We start from the raw sequence: 16,456 nt of genomic DNA on the forward strand, positions 1-16,456 counted from the left end.
ACCTCGAGGCGATGCGTACCTACACCGACGATGAGATCGTCGATGTCGTGGTGGTCGGAACTGGCGCGGGCGGGGCCCCGCTCACCGCCGAGTTTGCGCGAAAGGGGCTCACCGTCGTGGCCCTCGAGGCGGGGCGGCACTTCTCGCTCGACGACCTCACCCCCGACGAGACCGAGGCCGTCGAGATCAACTGGATGTCGGAGCGTCTGAGCGGCGGCGACGACCCCACCGCCTTCGGCCCCAACAACAGCGGACGCGGTGTCGGCGGCTCGATGCTGCACTGGGGGGCGTTCACTCCGCGTCCCGACCGCCGCGACCTCGCCCTGCGCACCGAGTCGGGCGTGGGACGGGACTGGCCGGTCGACCCCGACGAACTGCTCTCCTACGTCGAGCGCGTCGAGGGCGATATCGGCGTGTCCGGACCGAGCCCCTACCCCTGGGACCCCTCGCGGCGGTACGCGTACGCCCCGGCGAAGCGCAACGCCCCGGCGAACCTCGTCGCGAAGGGCTGCGACGCTCTCGGCATCCGTTGGGCAGACGCCCCCGCGGCGGTGCTCACGCGCGCACGGCTGCAAGACCACCACGGCGAGCGCAGCGCCTGCGTCAACTGCGGCGAGTGCCACCAGGGATGCCGAGTGGATGCCAAGGCCTCCACCTCCAACACGTACCTGCCCGCGGCGGTCGCCGCCGGAGCCGAGATCCGCAGCGAGTCGATGGTGCACGGCATCGAGCTCGATGCCCGCGGCCGTGTCGAGGCGGTCGTGTACCGCAAGGGCGGCGTCGACCGTCGCCAGCGCTGCCGCGCGCTCGTTCTGGCCGGTGGCGGCGTCGAGACGCCGCGCCTGCTGCTGCACACCGGCCTCGCGAACGACAGCGGGCAGGTGGGCCGGAACTTCCTCGCCCACGGCGCCACCCAGGTGTGGGGCCGGTTCGACGAGCCGGTGCGCGGGCACCGCGGCTATCCGTCGTCGCTCATCAGCGAAGACATGATGCGCCCCGCCGACGCCGACTTCGCCGGCGGCTACCTCGTGCAGAGCCTCGGTGTCATGCCCCTGACTTTCGCAACCACGCTCGTGCGCGGCGGCGGGCTCTGGGGACCCGAGCTCATGCAGCGGCTGGACCAGGCGCGGTTCATGGCAGGCATCGGCATCAACGCCGATTGTCTGCCGTCGGACGACAACCGGCTCGAGCTGGTCGACGAGACCGACGAGTTCGGCATCCCCCGCGCGCGGGTCACCTTCACCGCCGGCGAGAACGAGAAGGCGATCGATCAGCACGCCACCGCGTTCATGCTGCGGGTGATGGAGGCCGCCGGTGCGCGCGACACCATGGTCCTCGCCCGCACCGCGCACACGATCGGCACATGCCGTATGTCGAACGACCCCTCCGACGGAGTGGTCGACGCCGACGGCCGCTCGCACGAGATTCCGAACCTCTGGATCTGCGACAACTCGGTCTTCCCCTCCGCCATCGCCGCCAACCCCGCGTTGACGATCATGGCCCTGTCGCTGCGCACCGCCGACCGCTTCCTGGCCTCGGCCGCCGCCTGACTCCGGGCCCCTCCCGCCCTCCTGGGCGAGTGTCCGGGACACGCCGTCCCCGCCCCACGCGGCGCGGCGTGTCCCGGACTCTCACCGCGACACCGCTCGACACGGGAGAATGGATGCCATGAAGCTCGAGCACCTCGTCCGGTTCGCCGCCCTCGCCGAGGAGCTGCACTTCCCCCGCGCGGCCGACAAGCTGCGCATCCCCCTCGCCTCGCTGTACACGACCCTCGACAAGCTCGAGGAAGAGGTCGGTCAACCCCTGGTCCAGCGCACGGCGCCCACACGCCTGTTGCCGGCCGGTGAATTGCTGCTCGAGGAGGCCCACCGCCGCATCGCCGACGCCCCGCCGCCCGCGCCGCGACAGAAGGCGCCCGGTGGCGGCAAGGCGAAGGCGAACAAGGGCAAGGGCCGTGCCCCGATCGTGAAGGGCGAGCCCAAGCCCTACAAGAAGCGCCAGGGCCGCTGACTCGGCCCTCTCCCCACGCATAAACGCGATCTGCGCCCATAAACACGTGCTGCACGCGTTTATGTGCGTAGAGAGCGTTTATCCGCACCTTTCGGCGGGCTCGGCGGCGTCCGACCCGCACCTCGGGCCGCAGGCCGGGGCCGCTGCCCGGAGGCACGATCGGCTGCGCCGGACAAGCGCACCGGGTCGCCGCCCGGCGCACGCTCGACGGGGCCGGACAGCGCGCCGGGGCCGGATGGCCCTGGCCGCTCTACAGCTCGGTGACCTGCCCGGCCTCGACGTGCCAGCGCCGGTCGGTCTGCACCGCGGCGAGCATGCGCCGGTCGTGCGTGACGAGCAGCAGCGTCCCCGTGTACGACTCCAACGCCTGCTCGAGCTGCTCGATCGCCGGGAGGTCGAGGTGGTTCGTCGGTTCGTCGAGCACGAGCACGTTCACCCCGCGCGCCTGCAGCAGAGCGAGACCCGCGCGCGTGCGCTCGCCCGGCGACAGCTCGCCGACCGGACGCGTGACGTGATCGGCCTTGAGCCCGAACTTCGCCAGGAGCGTCCGTACGTCGCCCGCGTTCATCTCGGACACGAAGTCCTCGAACGTCTCCGCGAGCGCTCGCTCCCCGACGAACAGCGAGCGAGCCTGATCGATCTCCCCGATCTCGACGCTGGCGCCCAGGCTCGCCGACCCCTCGTCCGGCGTCTGGCGGCCCAGGATGCCACGCAGCAGCGTCGATTTCCCGGCACCGTTCGGCCCCGTGATGCCGATGCGCTCCCCCGCGTTCACCTGCAGCGAGACAGGGCCGAGGGTGAAGTCGCCCTGACGGAAGACCGCCCCCGACAGAGTGGACACGACCGAGCTCGACCGCGGCGCCGAACCGATCGTGAAGGCCAGCTGCCACTCCTTGCGCGGCTCTTCGACCTCGTCGAGGCGGGCGATCCGGCTCTCCATCTGGCGTACCTTCTGCGCCTGCTTCTCGCTCGATTCCGTCGCGGCCTTGCGACGGATCTTGTCGTTGTCGGGCGACTTCTTCATCGCGTTGCGCACGCCTTGGCTCGACCACTCCCGTTGCGTGCGGGCGCGCGAGACCAGATCGGCCTTGGTGTCGGCGTACTCCTCGTACTTCTCCCGCGCCTGGCGTCGTACCGTGGCGCGCTCCTCGAGGTACGCGTCGTACCCGCCGCCGTAGATCCGGTGGGAGTTCTGTGCGAGGTCGAGTTCGAGCACGCGCGTCACCGACCGCGCGAGAAACTCGCGGTCATGGCTCACGAGCACGACTCCACCGCGGAGCCCGCGCACGAACGTCTCGAGACGCTCGAGCCCGTCGAGGTCGAGGTCGTTCGTCGGCTCGTCGAGGAGGGCGATGTCGAAACGCGACAGCAGCAGTGCGGCGAGCCCGACCCGAGCAGCCTGCCCACCGGACAGGCCCGTCATCTCGGCATCCGGACCGACCTCGAGCCCCAGGTCGGCGAGCACCACCGGCATCCGCTCGTCCAGATCGGCGGCTCCACTGGCGAGCCACCGGTCGAGGGCGGTCGCGTAGGCGTCATCGGCTCCCACGGCCGTGGGGTCGCCGAGCGCGGCCGCCGTGGCATCCATCTCTCGCGTCGCCTCGGCGCACCCCGTTCGCCGGGCGATGTACTGCGAGACCGTCTCCCCGGCCACCCGTTCGTGTTCCTGCGGGAGCCAACCGACGAAAGCGTCCGCGGGCGCGAGGCTGATCGTTCCCGCCTGCGGCTCGTCGACACCTGCGAGCAGGCGCAGCAGAGTCGATTTGCCGGCTCCGTTGGCACCGACGACGCCGACGACGTCTCCGGGGGCGACGGTCAGGTCCACGCCGTCGAACAGCGTGCGATGTCCGTGGCCCCCGGCGAGGCCCTGTGCGACGAGGGTGGCGGTCATCCCTCTAGTGTCTCAGGCGGCCGTCCGCCCCGGTGCCCGCCTTCCGCCCCACCCGCGGGCACGAGACCGTCGGGGCGACCCGACGCCGCGCGCTCACCGCGCCCGCGGGTGCGCCGTCGCATACACGTCGCGAAGCGCGTCGACCGACACATGCGTATAGATCTGCGTCGTCGACACCGAGGCGTGACCGAGCAGTTCCTGCACGACGCGAACGTCGGCGCCGCCCTGCAACAGGTGGGTGGCGAAAGAGTGTCGCAGCGTGTGCGGCGAGACGTGCGCGGTCAGCCCCGCGCGCTCCGCCGCGGCCTGGATGATGAGCCACGCGCTCTGGCGTGAGAGCGGGGCGCCGCGTACGCCGAGGAACAGCCGGGGCGTCGCGCGCCCCTTCGCGGCGAGAGCAGGGCGAACGCGTGTGAGATAGGCATCGACCGCGGCGCGCGCGTACGAGCCCACCGGCACCACACGCTCCTTGTCGCCCTTGCCGCGCACACGCAGAAGGTCGCCGTGCACGGTGTCGTCGACGTCGAGCTGGACGATCTCCGAGACGCGTGCCCCGGTCGCGTAGAGCAGTTCGAGCAGGGCCCGGTCGCGGACCGCCGACGGATCCGCCGCGGACGCGTCCGGCGCCTCCGGCGCAGGCCCCGCCCCCCGCAGAAGATCGTCGATCTGCGCGATCGTCAACGCCTTGGGAAGCCGTCGGGGCGCCTTCGGGGGTCGCAGGCGGCCACTCGGGTCCGCGTCGACCCGACCCTCCCGCACGAGGAAGCGGTGCAGCCCGCGCACCGACGACTGCAGGCGAGCGAGTGACGACGACGCCGGCGGTGGTTCGGCCGAGGCCCGTTCTGCCGCGAAGTCCGCGACGAGGGCGGGGGTCACCTCTTCGGCCGTACTGATCCCTCGACCGCCGAGCCACTCCAGGTACCCCGCGAGGTCGCGGCGGTACGCGGCCACCGTGTGGTCGGAGAGACCGCGTTCGAGCGCGACGTGCCGGAGATAGGTCTCGACCGCGCGCTCGAGCTCCACGTCAGCGGGCGGACGCCTCGCGGCGCAGCACTTCGGCCGTGGCGAGAGCGCCGGTGGCCAGGATGCCGTTGCGCAGGCGTCCCGCGAGCACTCCGTCGATCACGTCGGCGAGGGGCACGCGCTCGACGCGCATATCGGACTCCTCGTGCTCGCGCTCGTAGTCGGTCTCGACGCTGCGCAGACCGCGGGCGAGGAAGAGGTGGACGACCTCGTCGTTGCCTCCGGGCGTGGTGTGCATCGAGACGAGGTGCTGCCAGCGATCCGCCTCGAGGTCGACCTCCTCGGTGAGCTCGCGCTTCGCCGTCTCGAGAGGAGGCTCGCCCGCCACATCGAGGAGACCGGCTGGGATCTCCCAGTCGCGCTCCTTGATGGGGTGCCGGTATTGCTGGATGAGGACGACGTTCTCCTCGTCGTCGAGGGCGACGACCGCCGCAGCACCCGGGTGCTCGACGTACTGGCGGGTCATTTCTCCGTCACCGTAGCGCACGGTGTCGGACCTCACGTCCCAGACGGCGCCCTCGTAGACGAGGTCCGTCGAGATCAGCTCGAGGACGACCTTCTCGTCGCGCAGCTCTTCCACGTCAGTCCTCCTCGACGTCGAACAGCTCGCTCGAACGGTGACGCTCCAGCGCCGCCGTGACGAGACCGCGGAACAGCGGGTGCGGCTCGGTCGGCCGCGAGCGCAGCTCGGGGTGCGCCTGCGTGGCGATGTAGTACGGGTGCACCTCGCGGGGCAGCTCGACGAACTCGACCAGATCGAGGTCGGGATTCAGGCCCGAGAACACCAGGCCCGCATCGCTCAGCTGCTGGCGGTAGGCGTTGTTGACCTCGTAACGGTGGCGGTGGCGCTCCGAGATGCTGCTCGCCCCGTAGACCTCCGCGGCGAGCGACCCGTCCGCGAGGGCTGCGGGGTAGAGCCCGAGGCGCATGGTGCCCCCCAGGTCCCCACTCTTGAGGATGTCGATCTGCTCGGCCATCGTGGCCACGACCGGGTGCGCGGTGTCGGGATCGAACTCGCTCGAGGAAGCCCCTTCGAGACCGGCGACCGTGCGCGCATACTCGATGACCATGCACTGCAGGCCGAGGCAGATGCCGAGCGTCGGGATGCCCTGCTCACGCGCGAAGCGCAGGGCTCCGAGCTTGCCCTCGATGCCGCGGATGCCGAACCCACCGGGGACGATGATGCCGTCGACCGCACCGAGCGCCTTGGCTGCGCCTTCGGGAGTCTCGCACTGGTCGGAGGGGATCCACGTGATCGTCACGTGGGTCTCCTGCCCGAAGCCGCCGGCCTTGATGGCCTCGGTGACCGAGAGGTAGGCATCCGGCAGGTCGATGTACTTGCCGACGAGGCCGATGGTGACCTCGTGCTTCGGGTTGTGCACCGCCTGCAGGACGCGCTGCCAGCGCGACCAGTCGACGTCACTCGCCTTCTCGAGATCGAGGGCGTCGACGATGTGGCCGTCGAGTCCCTGGTCGTTCAACATCGAGGGGATGTCGTAGATGCTCGGAACGTCGATCGCGTTGACCACGGCGTCTTCGTCGACGTCGCACATGAGCGCGATCTTGCGCTTGTTCGACTCGGTGACGGGCCGGTCGCTGCGCAGCACGAGGGCGTCGGGCTGGATGCCGATGGAGCGCAGCGTCGCGACGGAGTGCTGGGTCGGCTTGGTCTTCTGCTCTCCCGAGGCGCCCATGAACGGGACCAGCGAGACGTGCACGAAGAACACGTTCTTGCGTCCGAGCTCGTGACGGATCTGGCGCGCCGACTCGATGAAGGGCTGCGATTCGATGTCGCCGACGGTGCCGCCGATCTCGGTGATGATGACGTCGGGCTGCGGCTGCTCGCTCGCCTGCAGGCGCATGCGGCGCTTGATCTCGTCGGTGATGTGCGGGATGACCTGCACGGTGTCGCCGAGGTACTCGCCTCGACGCTCCCGCGCGATGACCTGCGAGTAGATCTGGCCCGTGGTGACGTTGGCGGCTTGGCTCAGCTCGATGTCGAGGAAGCGCTCGTAGTGGCCGATGTCGAGATCGGTCTCGGCGCCGTCATCGGTGACGAAGACCTCGCCGTGCTGGAACGGGTTCATCGTTCCGGGATCGACGTTCAGATACGGGTCGAGCTTCTGCATGACCACGCGGAGACCGCGAGCCGTGAGGAGGTTGCCGAGGCTTGCCGCCGTCAGGCCCTTTCCCAGGGAGGAGACGACACCTCCGGTGACGAAGATGTGCTTCGTCGTGAAAGTCGTGCCGTCTGATTGTCCCGCGTCCGAAGTCTGCATCACGGGCTTCGATCCTATCAGTCGCGTGTGGGGGTTCGACTCCGAGTCTGGCACCCGCCTCCGACATCCACGTCACGTTCACGTGACGATGCCGCGTCGGCGGGTGCGGACGTAAGCGATGATCGCGACGAGTACGGAGAGGGCGAAGGGGATCAGCACCACGGGCAGAATGGCGTCCTCGGACGCCGCGTCTCCGGCCGCCCACCCGATCAGCACCACCTGGGCGACGATCGTGCTCGGCGGCAGCCAGCGCGCGACGTCTCGCCGCACGCCGACCCTCGTGCGCGCGCCCATTCCGACCAGGCCGAGGACGACAGCCGCTGCCCCGAGGACCGGCCCGGCGACCCACGGGAGCGCCGTCCAGACCGTGTGCCCGAGGCCGGGCGTCGTCACCGACGAGAACGTGCCCGCGGGGAATGCCAGATCCAGGCCCGCGTACGACGACGACGACGGCCATCGGCTCCCGGACGTGCCCTCGTCGGCCGCTCTCGCATCGAGCGAGATGACGGTCTGACCCGCGTGCTGCACGGTGTCGCCGAGCGGCTCGGGTGGGGAGTCCGGGCGGTAGGGCGTTGAGTCCAGCCATCCGGAGTCGCTCGTGAGTCCCTCTCCCACGCCATCGGTGAGGGTGAGCGCGATGCGAACGCGCTCCGGTTCCGCATCGACGGTCGTCCACGGCCACGACCACCCGGCCATCAGGGCCGTCCACGTCACCCGCTCGGTGTCCTCTCCCGCGGCGACCGGTCTCTCCAGGGCGTACCGCACCTCGACGTCGTGCTCCCCGCTCCAGTCGTCGGTCAGTCGGGTCTGGACGACCGCGTGTCCGAGTCGCCGCGTCTGCTCGAAGGGCACTGCCTCGCCATCGACGGTGATCGATTCGACGGTCAGCCCCTGATCGCGGCCGTCGACGACGTCGCGCCACACTCTCGTGACCTGCGGCACGGTCCGCAGGTTCCCGCTGACCTCGGCCTTGAGCGTTTCGACGACCTCCATCCGCCCCACCCCGTCGTCGTTCCGACTCAGTGTCGCGGCGATGTCGGCATCCGTCACCGCGACGCCGTAGTCTCCCTCGACTCCGTCGAGCACCGCCGTCTCGTCGGGTGCGGCGCTCGTCGGCGCGGTCGTGAGGAAGGCGAGGGCGAGAGCCCCACCGACGATCGCCAGCGCCAGGGCGCGGACGACGATCCGCCCACGCCCGAAGAACGCGGGGTCGGCGCCCGTGCGTCGATCGATCCCCTCCCGCTCGAGGAGCTCCCGCACGAGCCGCCCCGCTGCGCGGGGCCGTTCGAAGAGCACCACGTACGGCAACTCCGGCGATCGCAGCGGAGTGCGCTCAGCGGCGATCGTCCGTTCGAGGTACAGGCGCTGGCCGAGCAGGTGCTCGCGCGCGCGAGCGCCCGCTCGCGTCAGCGGGCGCGCGCTCAGCGCCACCGCGAAGATCACTCCGGCGAGCGCGATCGCGACCGCGGCCGCCGCCCGGGGCCACCATTCGACGGTCAAGGCGCTCTGATACGACAGCTGTCGTGTCAGCCCCAGCTGAAGCACCACGAGGGCGAACCCGCCACCGAGGAACGCGTCACGCACGAAGCCTCGCGGAATGGTCCGCAGCTCCCGCTCGAACTGCTCCCTCCACGCGGAAGAGAAGCGGAACGATCGTCGAGCGGAGAACACATCGCCCCAGCGCCCCGCTCGATGGGCCGCGCGCGCGAGACGACGCGTCAGGAGGGGGTTCGACGGGTTGCGTCGCCATGCATCGAGTGCCTCCGCAAGGGCGGCCGTGCCCCGCGCCCCCCACAGGCGCGCGTCGAGGGCGACCGAGCTCTGTGGTCGCGGCTGCGACTCGGGGACGAACCACGCGCGCCCGCGCTCGTCCGCCCACGCGACGGCCCGCGCAGCGAACGCGAACAGCACCCCCGCCGCGAGCAGAAGCAGCGGCACGAACGGGCCGAAGGCCTGCACGAAGAACAGCGCAGACGGTCCCGGCATCGCGAACGTCCCGGGCTCGAATCGGAACGTGAACCAGAACGACCCGTGCGGGGGGATGTTCTGATCGTTCGTGATCTCGTAGATCAACGGATCGGATGCCGCGTCCTCGGGCTCCATGGTGGTGGACCCGCCCACGAGCAGCCACGACAGCCCCGCCGCCGGCTGCCGGACGAACGCGCTCTCGAGTCCGCCGGGAACGATGACGCGCAGCGAGCTCGACGAGACCGCGTGCGGCCACTCCGGGCCGAAGACGTCCCACTTCACCACCTGGTACGGCAGCTCCGACGAAAGCTCCCGGTCGTCGAAGGCGAGGTCATGCAGGTCATAGCGCAGCTCGACGGGGTGCGACCCGGTGAGTCGCTCCCCTCCCCCGATCGAATAGGTCGTGCGGGTCGGCGTCGCAGTCACACGGGGGGCGACGGCGCGATCGTCCATCCGCGCCTCGCGCAGCAGCGGAGCGAGGTCGTGCCCCTCGTACTGCGAAGCGACGACGCGTTCGATCGTGTTCTCGTCGACGTCGTCCGGGAAGACGGCGGTGAATCGCTCGGTCACCGCGACCACGAGTCGGCCGTCCTCGCCCTGCTGCACGTGGTATTCGGCCGAGAAGTCTTTCGCGATCCAGGTTCCCGCGGCATCCTTCGCCGAGGACGTGATGTCGTCGAAGGTGAGCGGCGCGTTGATCACCGGCCCAACGAGGAGCAGGATGCCGACCGCGGTCACCGCGGCCCAGAACACCCGGATACCCGTGCGCAGGCGTCTGCCGCCGTGCGAACGCAGCCACGCCTCCAGCCTCAGCATCAGGCGCGACAGGAAAGCCCACAGGGGCGTATGCCGAGGGGGATCGATCCGTGTCGCTTCCGGCGGCGTCGATCGCTCGTCGTCGAAAGCGTCCGTCATCGGGATCGGCCGGTCTCCAGCAGCTCGCGAGCGTGTGTGAGGGCGGCATCCGAGTCGCTGAGTCCCGACAACAGGCGGGCCATCTCGGCTTCGCGCTCGGCGCCTTCGAGGCGACGGACACTGGATGCCGTGACCGCACCGTCGTGACCCTTGACGACCGTGAGGTGATTGCCGGCGAAGGCGGCGACCTGGGCGAGGTGCGTGACCGCGATGACCTGCGACGATTCGGCGAGCCGGGCGAGGCGGCGGCCGACCTCGATCGCGGCGGCGCCGCCGATACCGGCGTCGACCTCGTCGAAGACGAACGTGGGAACCGGGTCCACCCCCGCGATGACCACCTCGATCGCGAGCATGACCCGGCTGAGTTCACCGCCCGACGCTCCCCGCGAGACGGGTCGGGGGTCGGCACCCGGGTGCGGAGCCAGCAGGATCGAGACCTCGTCGCGGCCGTGCCCGGCCGGAGGTGCGGAGGCCACATCGACGGTCAGACGGGCGTCGGGCAGAGCCAGGGCGTGGAGCTCTTCGGTGACGGCGGAGCCCAACCGTTCGGCTGCCTCGCGTCGCGCGGCGGTCAGCGCCTCCGCAGCGACATCGAGCTCGGCCGCGGCCGCATCGCGCTGCGTCTCGAGCCGCTGCAGGCGGTCGCCATCGTCATCGAGTTCGACCAGCCGGGCCGATCCCGTCTCGAGGAGCGAGAGGGCGGCCTCCACCGAACCGTGCGCGCGCACGAGTCCCGCGAGTACGCCTCGACGTTCGTCGACCGCCGCCAATTCGTGGGGTCCGGACTCGTCGAGATCGGCGAGATAACCCGAGAGGGCAACGGACGCATCGGTCGCACGGTATCCCAGGTCGGCGACGAGCTCGCCGATCGCGGCGAGCGCTTCATCGCTGCCCGAGATCCGTTCGAGGGCACGGCGGGCCTCCGCCAGGAGCGTCACGACATCGGGCGCGCCGTCCTCGTCCGAGAGGGCGGCGTGGGCCGTCACGGCGGCGATGCGCAGGTCCTCGGCGTTGGCGAGACGCTCCGCCCGACGCGCCAGTTCCTCTTCTTCGCCGGCGACGGGCGCTGCGGCCTCGATCTCTGCGATCGCGGCGCGCAACTGCTCGGCCTCGCGCGCCCGATCGTCGCGGTCTGCGGTCAGGGCGGCCAGTTCCGCATCGAGCGCGCGCCAGGTGTCCCAGGCGGTGCGATACGCCGTCCGAGCGGCGACCACGCGCTCACCCCCGAATCGGTCCAGGGCGTCGCGCTGGGCCGACGAGGACTTCAGGCGCAGCTGGTCGGACTGTCCGTGCACGACGACGAGGTCGTCTGCCAGGTCGGCGAGAACCCCCGCGGGGGCCGTGCGCCCGCCGACCGTGGCACGGCCGCGCCCCTCGCTCGAGACGGTCCGGCCCAGATAGAGCTCGGCGGATCCTCCGCCGACGGGCTCGACGTCGCCGCCGGCTTCGCGCACGCGCGCGGCGACCACCCCCTCCTCGGGGACGATCCACACGCCTTCGACGGAAGCCTGAGCCGCCCCCTTGCGCACCGCTCCCGAATCTGCGCGCTGGCCGAGCAGCAGCCCCAGGCCGGTCACCACCATTGTCTTGCCCGCACCGGTCTCACCGGTGATGGCGGTGAAGCCCCGCCCGATCGGAAGCGTGGCGTCGGCGATGACCCCGAGGTCGCGCAGCCGCATCTCCTCGATCACGCCGCTCCTCCCGGCATCCCACGCCATCCCGTGACCGGGAGCCGGAACTTGCGCACGAGGCGGTCGGTGAAGGCCGCGGGATGAAGGCGCGCGAGGCGGACGGGGCGCGACGAACGGCGCACCATCACGCGGGCCCCCGGGGGCAGTTCGTGCGAGCGACGACCGTCGCACCACAGGATGCCGCTGCCGCTGGTGCGTTCGAGCACCTCGATGGCCACCATGGCGTCGGGGCTGACGACGAGGGGGCGCGCGAACAGAGCATGCGCCGAGAGGGGAACGACGGCGATGGCTTCGACCGTGGGCCAGATGACGGGCCCCCCGGCCGAGAAATTGTAGGCGGTCGACCCGGTCGGAGACGCCACGACGATGCCGTCGCAGCCGAACGACGACAGCGGCCGCCCGTCCACCTCCATGACGACCTCGAGCATGCGCTCTCGGCTGGCCTTCTCGACGGTGGCCTCGTTGAGGGCCCATGTCTCGAAGATGACCTCGTCGTCGGCGTCGAGCACGCGCACGGCGAGAGCGAGTCGTTCCTCGACGACGTAGTCGCGGTCGATCACCCGGCGCACGGCGTCGTCCATGTCGTCGCGCTCGATCTCCGCGAGGAAACCGACGTGGCCCATGTTGATCCCCAGGATCGGGACCGTGCCGCCGCGGACGACCTCGGCCGCCCGGAGGATCGTGCCGTCGCCGCCGAGAACGATGGCCAGCTCGATGTCGTCGATGCCGACGTCGACGCCGAGGGTCTGCACACCCTCGAGCGACAGACGCTCCGCCAGTTCGGGCCTATCCTCCGCGGACACCACCGGTGTGGCCCCCGCCGACCGCACGGCGGTCAGGATGCGCTCGGCGGCGTGGACGGTGTCGTCGCGGCGCGCGTGGACGACGAGGAGGATTCGGCGATCGCTGGGGGTCATCGGCTTCCGGTCAGTCGGGTCACGGTGCTCTCCCATTCTGAGGGGTCGCTGCCCCGAGCGGCCGAGAACCACGCGACGTACTCCTGGTTGCCGTGCATGCCGACGATGGGTGACGCGATGAGACCGGCGGTCTTCAGTCCCGCGTCCCAGGCCGCCCAGAGGACGCCGTGCACGGCATCCGATCGCAGCGCCGGGTCGGTCACGAGCCCGCCCTTCACCGACGTACGCCCCACTTCGAACTGCGGCTTCACGAGCAGCAGGACGTCGGCTTCGGGCGCAGCCGTGGCGACCACGGCGGGCAGGACGTGCTCCAGCGAGATGAAGGAGAGATCGCCCGTCACCACGGTGGCGCGCTCGGCGACCCCGGTGGCGCTGGCGAGAGAGTCAGCGGTCATGAACCGCACGTTATACCCCTCCACCGACACCACGTCGGGATCCGCCTCCACCACGGTGGATAACTGCCCGTGCCCCACATCGACCGCCATCACCGGCCGCGCGCCGCGCTCACGGAGGACCTGGGTGAAGCCGCCCGTCGACGCGCCCAGATCGAGGGCAGTGCGATCTCGAACATCCAGCGCGAACGCGTCGAGAGCTGCCACCAGCTTGTGGGCACCGCGGCTGACGTAGTGGTCGGATCCGGCGACCTCGATCAGGCTTTCCGCTCCGACCGGTGTCGCCGCTTTGACGACCGGCCGCCCGTCGACCGTCACGAGCCCACCCGAGATCAGCTGAGCCGCGTGCGAGCGCGAACGTGCGAGTCCGCGCGCCGCGAGCTCGGCATCGAGACGCGAGGTCACGACGCCGAAGACGGATCGGTGGGGGCGGACTCGAGACGTCTCACAAGCTCCTCGTGCACGGCGGCGTACGCTGCTGCGCGCGTGTCCAGGGGCTGCTCCTCGATGAGGCGCAATCGATCGATGAGCCCGGCGGCGTCCGGGGCGGAGCTGTCGGACATGGATGCCATGCTACGACGTCAGCGCACGCGGAACGGGTCCGCGTAGAGCTGTTCGGGAACCCGGAAGCCGAAGATCGCCCGTCCGCTGTTCCAGATTGCTGCGGCCCCCGCGCGCAGGAGGTCGATCTGGCGGCCTCCGTCGTTCACGATCCGCAGATCGACGCCGTCGATCTCGACGATCGCATCGCCCACGCGGGTACGTTCGCCCTTGACGACCGTGGCGGGGTACGGCTCGAACAACTGCCGGAGGTCTTCGACGATGTAGTCCGGGCGCTGCGAGGGCGGTGCCGCGAGGATCTGCTTGGGACGATCGATCCCCGTCAGCACCAGCAAGGACCGCATCTCCGCGGTGCGCGCGCCCTGGATGTCGGTGTCGAGACGGTCGCCGATGAACAGCGGCGTCTGCGCGCCCGTACGGGCGACGGCGACGTCGAAGATGGGCCGCTCGGGCTTGCCTGCGATCGTCGCCAGTCGGCCGACGGCCGTGTGCACGGCGGACACGAGCGTGCCGTTGCCCGGTGCGATGCCACGAGCCTGCGGAATGGTCCAGTCCGAGTTGGTCGCCACCCAGGGGATGCCCCCCTGTTCGACCGGTGTGGCCAGAGCGTAGGCCGCCTCCGCCAGATGGACCCACCCGACGTCCGGCGCGAACCCCTGGACGACGGCGGCCGGATTGTCGTCCGCACTGCGCGTCACGACGAATCCCGCCTTCTCGACCTCGACGACGAGGCCCTCTCCGCCGACGACCAGCAGGGTCGAACCCGCGGGAACCAGATCGCGCATGAGACGCATCGCCGCCTGCGGGCTGGTCGTGACGTCATCCGGCGCGACACGCAACCCGAGCGAGGTGAGGTGCTCCGCCACCGACGCATCGGTACGCGAAGCATTGTTGGTGATGTACCCGAGCCGGCGCCCCTCCTGCTGGGCGCGGTTCAGGCTGTCGACCGCGTGCGGGAGAGCACCCGGCCCGGCGTACACGACACCGTCCAGGTCGGCCAGCACGACGTCGATGCCGTCGAGGGGCGTCGGCGGAGGAGTGCTGCGCCCGAAGATCATCGCGCGTCTTCCTCGTCACTCGACACGTCGTCGACTCCGTCGGCGTTCACATCGACAGGGGCACTCTCTCCGTCGACGTCGACGACGTGCTCGTCGCCTCCGGACTCGACCGAGTCCTCTCGGTCCTCCTCGAGGGGAATGACTCCGGATGCCACATCCACACCGCCTTCGTCATCGATGAGCTCGATCTCCTCGACGACGATCACCTCGCGGTCGGCGACACCGGCGGCCGCGTCGAGCGCGTCGGCCGCGATCGACGCGCGACGCTCCCACTCTTCGGCCTCGTCCGCGCGTCCGAGCTCTTCGAGCACCGCAGCGCGAGCGGAGAAGAGCGCGGGGCTCCATTCGAACGCGCGGTCAGGGTCGGCCTCGGGGATCTCGAGCTCTTGCAAAGCGCGATCGGCCTGGCCGAGGTCGAGTCGCGCGCCGGACATGGCGATCGCCAGCTGCACGCGCACCGGGACCGACAACGTCGACCGGTCGACCGCGCGACCCTCCTCGAGCGCACGATCCGGGCGACCGACACCGCGCTCGCTATCGACGATGAGCGGGAGCTGGTCGTCGGAGCCCGTGATGCGGCGGTGCGTGCGCAGCTCGCGAAGCGCCAGGGCGAAGTCCCCCACCGCATAAGCAGTGATGGCGACCGTCTCTCGGACCACGCCAACGCGTCCCGCGCTTCGGGATGCCGCCAGCGCGTGCTGGTGGGCGAGCTCCGGGTCCTCGTCGATCACGCGAGCCGCCATCGCGAGGTGGCGGGCGACGTTGTCGGCGTTGTCCTTACTGAGGGTCTTCAACTCGTTGCGCGCCGCGCCCGGCAGATCGTAGGCGGTGATCTCCTCGGGGATCTCGGGGCCGCGCTCGCGACGGTCCTGAGGCGGCCGCGTGGCCCGCGAGTCCTCGCGGTCGAACCTGCGGGGCGCCCCGGCACCCGGACGACGGTCGCCCGTCGGACGACGGTCCGTGCCGGAGAAGCCGCGGGAATCCCCGTCACGACGGACGGGACGATCCCCGTCCCGACGCACGGGGCGATCGCCGTCGCGACGCACCGGGCGGTCACCGTCACGACGAACGGGCCGCTCGCCATCGCGTCGGAACGGCCGATCCCCATCCCGACGCACGGGCCGGTCGCCATCACGACGAACCGGACGGTCACCCTCCCGACGGAACGGACGATCCCCGTCCCGACGCACGGGCCGGTCGCCGTCGCGACGGAACGGACGATCACCGTCGCGACGAACCGGACGATCCCCGTCACCACGGAAGGGACGATCCCCATCCCGACGAACCGGACGGTCACCCTCCCGACGAACCGGACGATCCCCATCCCGACGAACCGGACGGTCACCCTCCCGACGAACCGGACGATCCCCATCCCGACGAACCGGACGGTCACCCTCCCGACGAACCGGACGATCCCCATCCCGACGAACCGGACGATCCCCGTCACCACGGAACGGACGACCCCCATCCCGACGAACAGGCCGATCTCCATCGCGACGAACCGGACGATCACCGTCACGCGCGGGGCGACCCGTGCCGCCACCGTCGCGACCGGAAGGGCGCGCGCCACCATCGTGTTCACGGCGGAACGGACGCGAGTCACCCTCACGACGTGCACGACCCGAACCTTCGCCGTCGCGACGGAACGGGCGGTCGCTCCGCGACGAAGAATCGTTGCCACGGGAGGACTGTCCACGCCCGGACGCGCGGTCGCCCGAGCGCCCTTCGTTGCTCCTGCGATCGTTCGC

The 16,456-nt window shown here is 70.7% G+C and carries 14 protein-coding genes; 2 read left to right on the plus strand and 12 right to left on the minus strand.

The annotated features are described in order from the left end of the window. Positions 1-11: 11 nt before the first annotated feature. Both NE358_RS14270 and NE358_RS14275 read left to right on the plus strand, forming a co-directional pair. Complete coding sequence (locus tag NE358_RS14270; protein WP_258027989.1) at positions 12-1,550, plus strand: GMC family oxidoreductase; 1,539 nt, start codon at positions 12-14, stop codon at positions 1,548-1,550. Positions 1,551-1,668: 118 nt separating this feature from the next. Continuing rightward, complete coding sequence (locus tag NE358_RS14275; protein ID WP_115920039.1) at positions 1,669-2,013, plus strand: LysR family transcriptional regulator; 345 nt, start codon at positions 1,669-1,671, stop codon at positions 2,011-2,013. Between the two features lie 250 nt (positions 2,014-2,263). Here the strand turns inward: NE358_RS14275 and NE358_RS14280 are convergent, their stop codons facing one another. From NE358_RS14280 to NE358_RS14335, 12 genes are all read right to left on the minus strand, one after another. Beyond that, positions 2,264-3,904 carry an ABC-F family ATP-binding cassette domain-containing protein gene (locus NE358_RS14280; RefSeq protein WP_289939605.1) on the minus strand — a complete coding sequence of 547 codons (1,641 nt, stop codon included), beginning with the start codon at positions 3,902-3,904 and terminating at the stop codon, positions 2,264-2,266. 93 nt (positions 3,905-3,997) lie between these two features. Beyond that, the gene (xerD, locus tag NE358_RS14285) at positions 3,998-4,927 is read right to left on the minus strand and encodes a site-specific tyrosine recombinase XerD (RefSeq protein WP_103211003.1); all 930 of its coding nucleotides are present in this window, start codon (positions 4,925-4,927) and stop codon (positions 3,998-4,000) included. 1 nt (position 4,928) lies between these two features. Next, entirely contained in the window at positions 4,929-5,507 is a 579-nt protein-coding gene (locus NE358_RS14290) for an NUDIX domain-containing protein (RefSeq protein ID WP_103211004.1), read from the minus strand. A gap of 1 nt (position 5,508) precedes the next feature. Further along, complete coding sequence (pyrG, locus tag NE358_RS14295) at positions 5,509-7,206, minus strand: CTP synthase (protein WP_103211005.1); 1,698 nt, start codon at positions 7,204-7,206, stop codon at positions 5,509-5,511. Between the two features lie 78 nt (positions 7,207-7,284). Beyond that, positions 7,285-10,089 carry a hypothetical protein gene (locus NE358_RS14300; protein ID WP_289939606.1) on the minus strand — a complete coding sequence of 935 codons (2,805 nt, stop codon included), beginning with the start codon at positions 10,087-10,089 and terminating at the stop codon, positions 7,285-7,287. Next, the gene (recN, locus tag NE358_RS14305; RefSeq protein ID WP_116240176.1) at positions 10,086-11,780 is read right to left on the minus strand and encodes a DNA repair protein RecN; all 1,695 of its coding nucleotides are present in this window, start codon (positions 11,778-11,780) and stop codon (positions 10,086-10,088) included. The genes NE358_RS14300 and recN overlap by 4 nt, the downstream gene beginning before the upstream one ends. Beyond that, complete coding sequence (locus tag NE358_RS14310) at positions 11,777-12,697, minus strand: NAD kinase (protein WP_116240177.1); 921 nt, start codon at positions 12,695-12,697, stop codon at positions 11,777-11,779. The genes recN and NE358_RS14310 overlap by 4 nt, the downstream gene beginning before the upstream one ends. Beyond that, on the minus strand, positions 12,694-13,494 hold the full coding sequence (locus NE358_RS14315) for a TlyA family RNA methyltransferase (protein ID WP_116240178.1): 801 nt from the start codon (positions 13,492-13,494) through the stop codon (positions 12,694-12,696). The genes NE358_RS14310 and NE358_RS14315 overlap by 4 nt, the downstream gene beginning before the upstream one ends. Beyond that, positions 13,491-13,652 carry a hypothetical protein gene (locus NE358_RS14320; protein WP_170210736.1) on the minus strand — a complete coding sequence of 54 codons (162 nt, stop codon included), beginning with the start codon at positions 13,650-13,652 and terminating at the stop codon, positions 13,491-13,493. The genes NE358_RS14315 and NE358_RS14320 overlap by 4 nt, the downstream gene beginning before the upstream one ends. An 18-nt stretch (positions 13,653-13,670) precedes the next feature. After that, positions 13,671-14,708, minus strand: coding sequence for an HAD-IIA family hydrolase (locus NE358_RS14325; RefSeq protein WP_103211008.1), 1,038 nt, complete (start codon positions 14,706-14,708; stop codon positions 13,671-13,673). Next, positions 14,705-15,502 carry a tetratricopeptide repeat protein gene (locus tag NE358_RS14330; RefSeq protein WP_258027990.1) on the minus strand — a complete coding sequence of 266 codons (798 nt, stop codon included), beginning with the start codon at positions 15,500-15,502 and terminating at the stop codon, positions 14,705-14,707. Before NE358_RS14330 ends, NE358_RS14325 begins: the two co-directional genes overlap by 4 nt. Further along, positions 15,499-16,389 (minus strand): hypothetical protein, encoded by an 891-nt coding sequence (locus NE358_RS14335; RefSeq protein ID WP_289939607.1) that lies wholly within the window; start codon positions 16,387-16,389, stop codon positions 15,499-15,501. The genes NE358_RS14330 and NE358_RS14335 overlap by 4 nt, the downstream gene beginning before the upstream one ends. Positions 16,390-16,456 lie beyond the last annotated feature (67 nt).

It is taken from the genome of Sphingomonas sp. G5, from assembly GCF_052660795.1.

Excerpts from the sequence above, each read along its gene's own strand:
- NE358_RS14280 (WP_289939605.1), bottom strand. The coding sequence starts at position 3,904 with ATGACCGCCACCCTCGTCGCACAGGGCCTCGCCGGGGGCCACGGACAT.
- NE358_RS14275 (WP_115920039.1), top strand. The coding sequence starts at position 1,669 with ATGAAGCTCGAGCACCTCGTCCGGTTCGCCGCCCTCGCCGAGGAGCTG.
- NE358_RS14320 (WP_170210736.1), bottom strand. The coding sequence starts at position 13,652 with ATGTCCGACAGCTCCGCCCCGGACGCCGCCGGGCTCATCGATCGATTG.
- pyrG (WP_103211005.1), bottom strand. The coding sequence starts at position 7,206 with ATGCAGACTTCGGACGCGGGACAATCAGACGGCACGACTTTCACGACG.
- NE358_RS14325 (WP_103211008.1), bottom strand. The coding sequence starts at position 14,708 with ATGATCTTCGGGCGCAGCACTCCTCCGCCGACGCCCCTCGACGGCATC.
- NE358_RS14300 (WP_289939606.1), bottom strand. The coding sequence starts at position 10,089 with ATGACGGACGCTTTCGACGACGAGCGATCGACGCCGCCGGAAGCGACA.
- NE358_RS14270 (WP_258027989.1), top strand. The coding sequence starts at position 12 with ATGCGTACCTACACCGACGATGAGATCGTCGATGTCGTGGTGGTCGGA.
- NE358_RS14310 (WP_116240177.1), bottom strand. The coding sequence starts at position 12,697 with ATGACCCCCAGCGATCGCCGAATCCTCCTCGTCGTCCACGCGCGCCGC.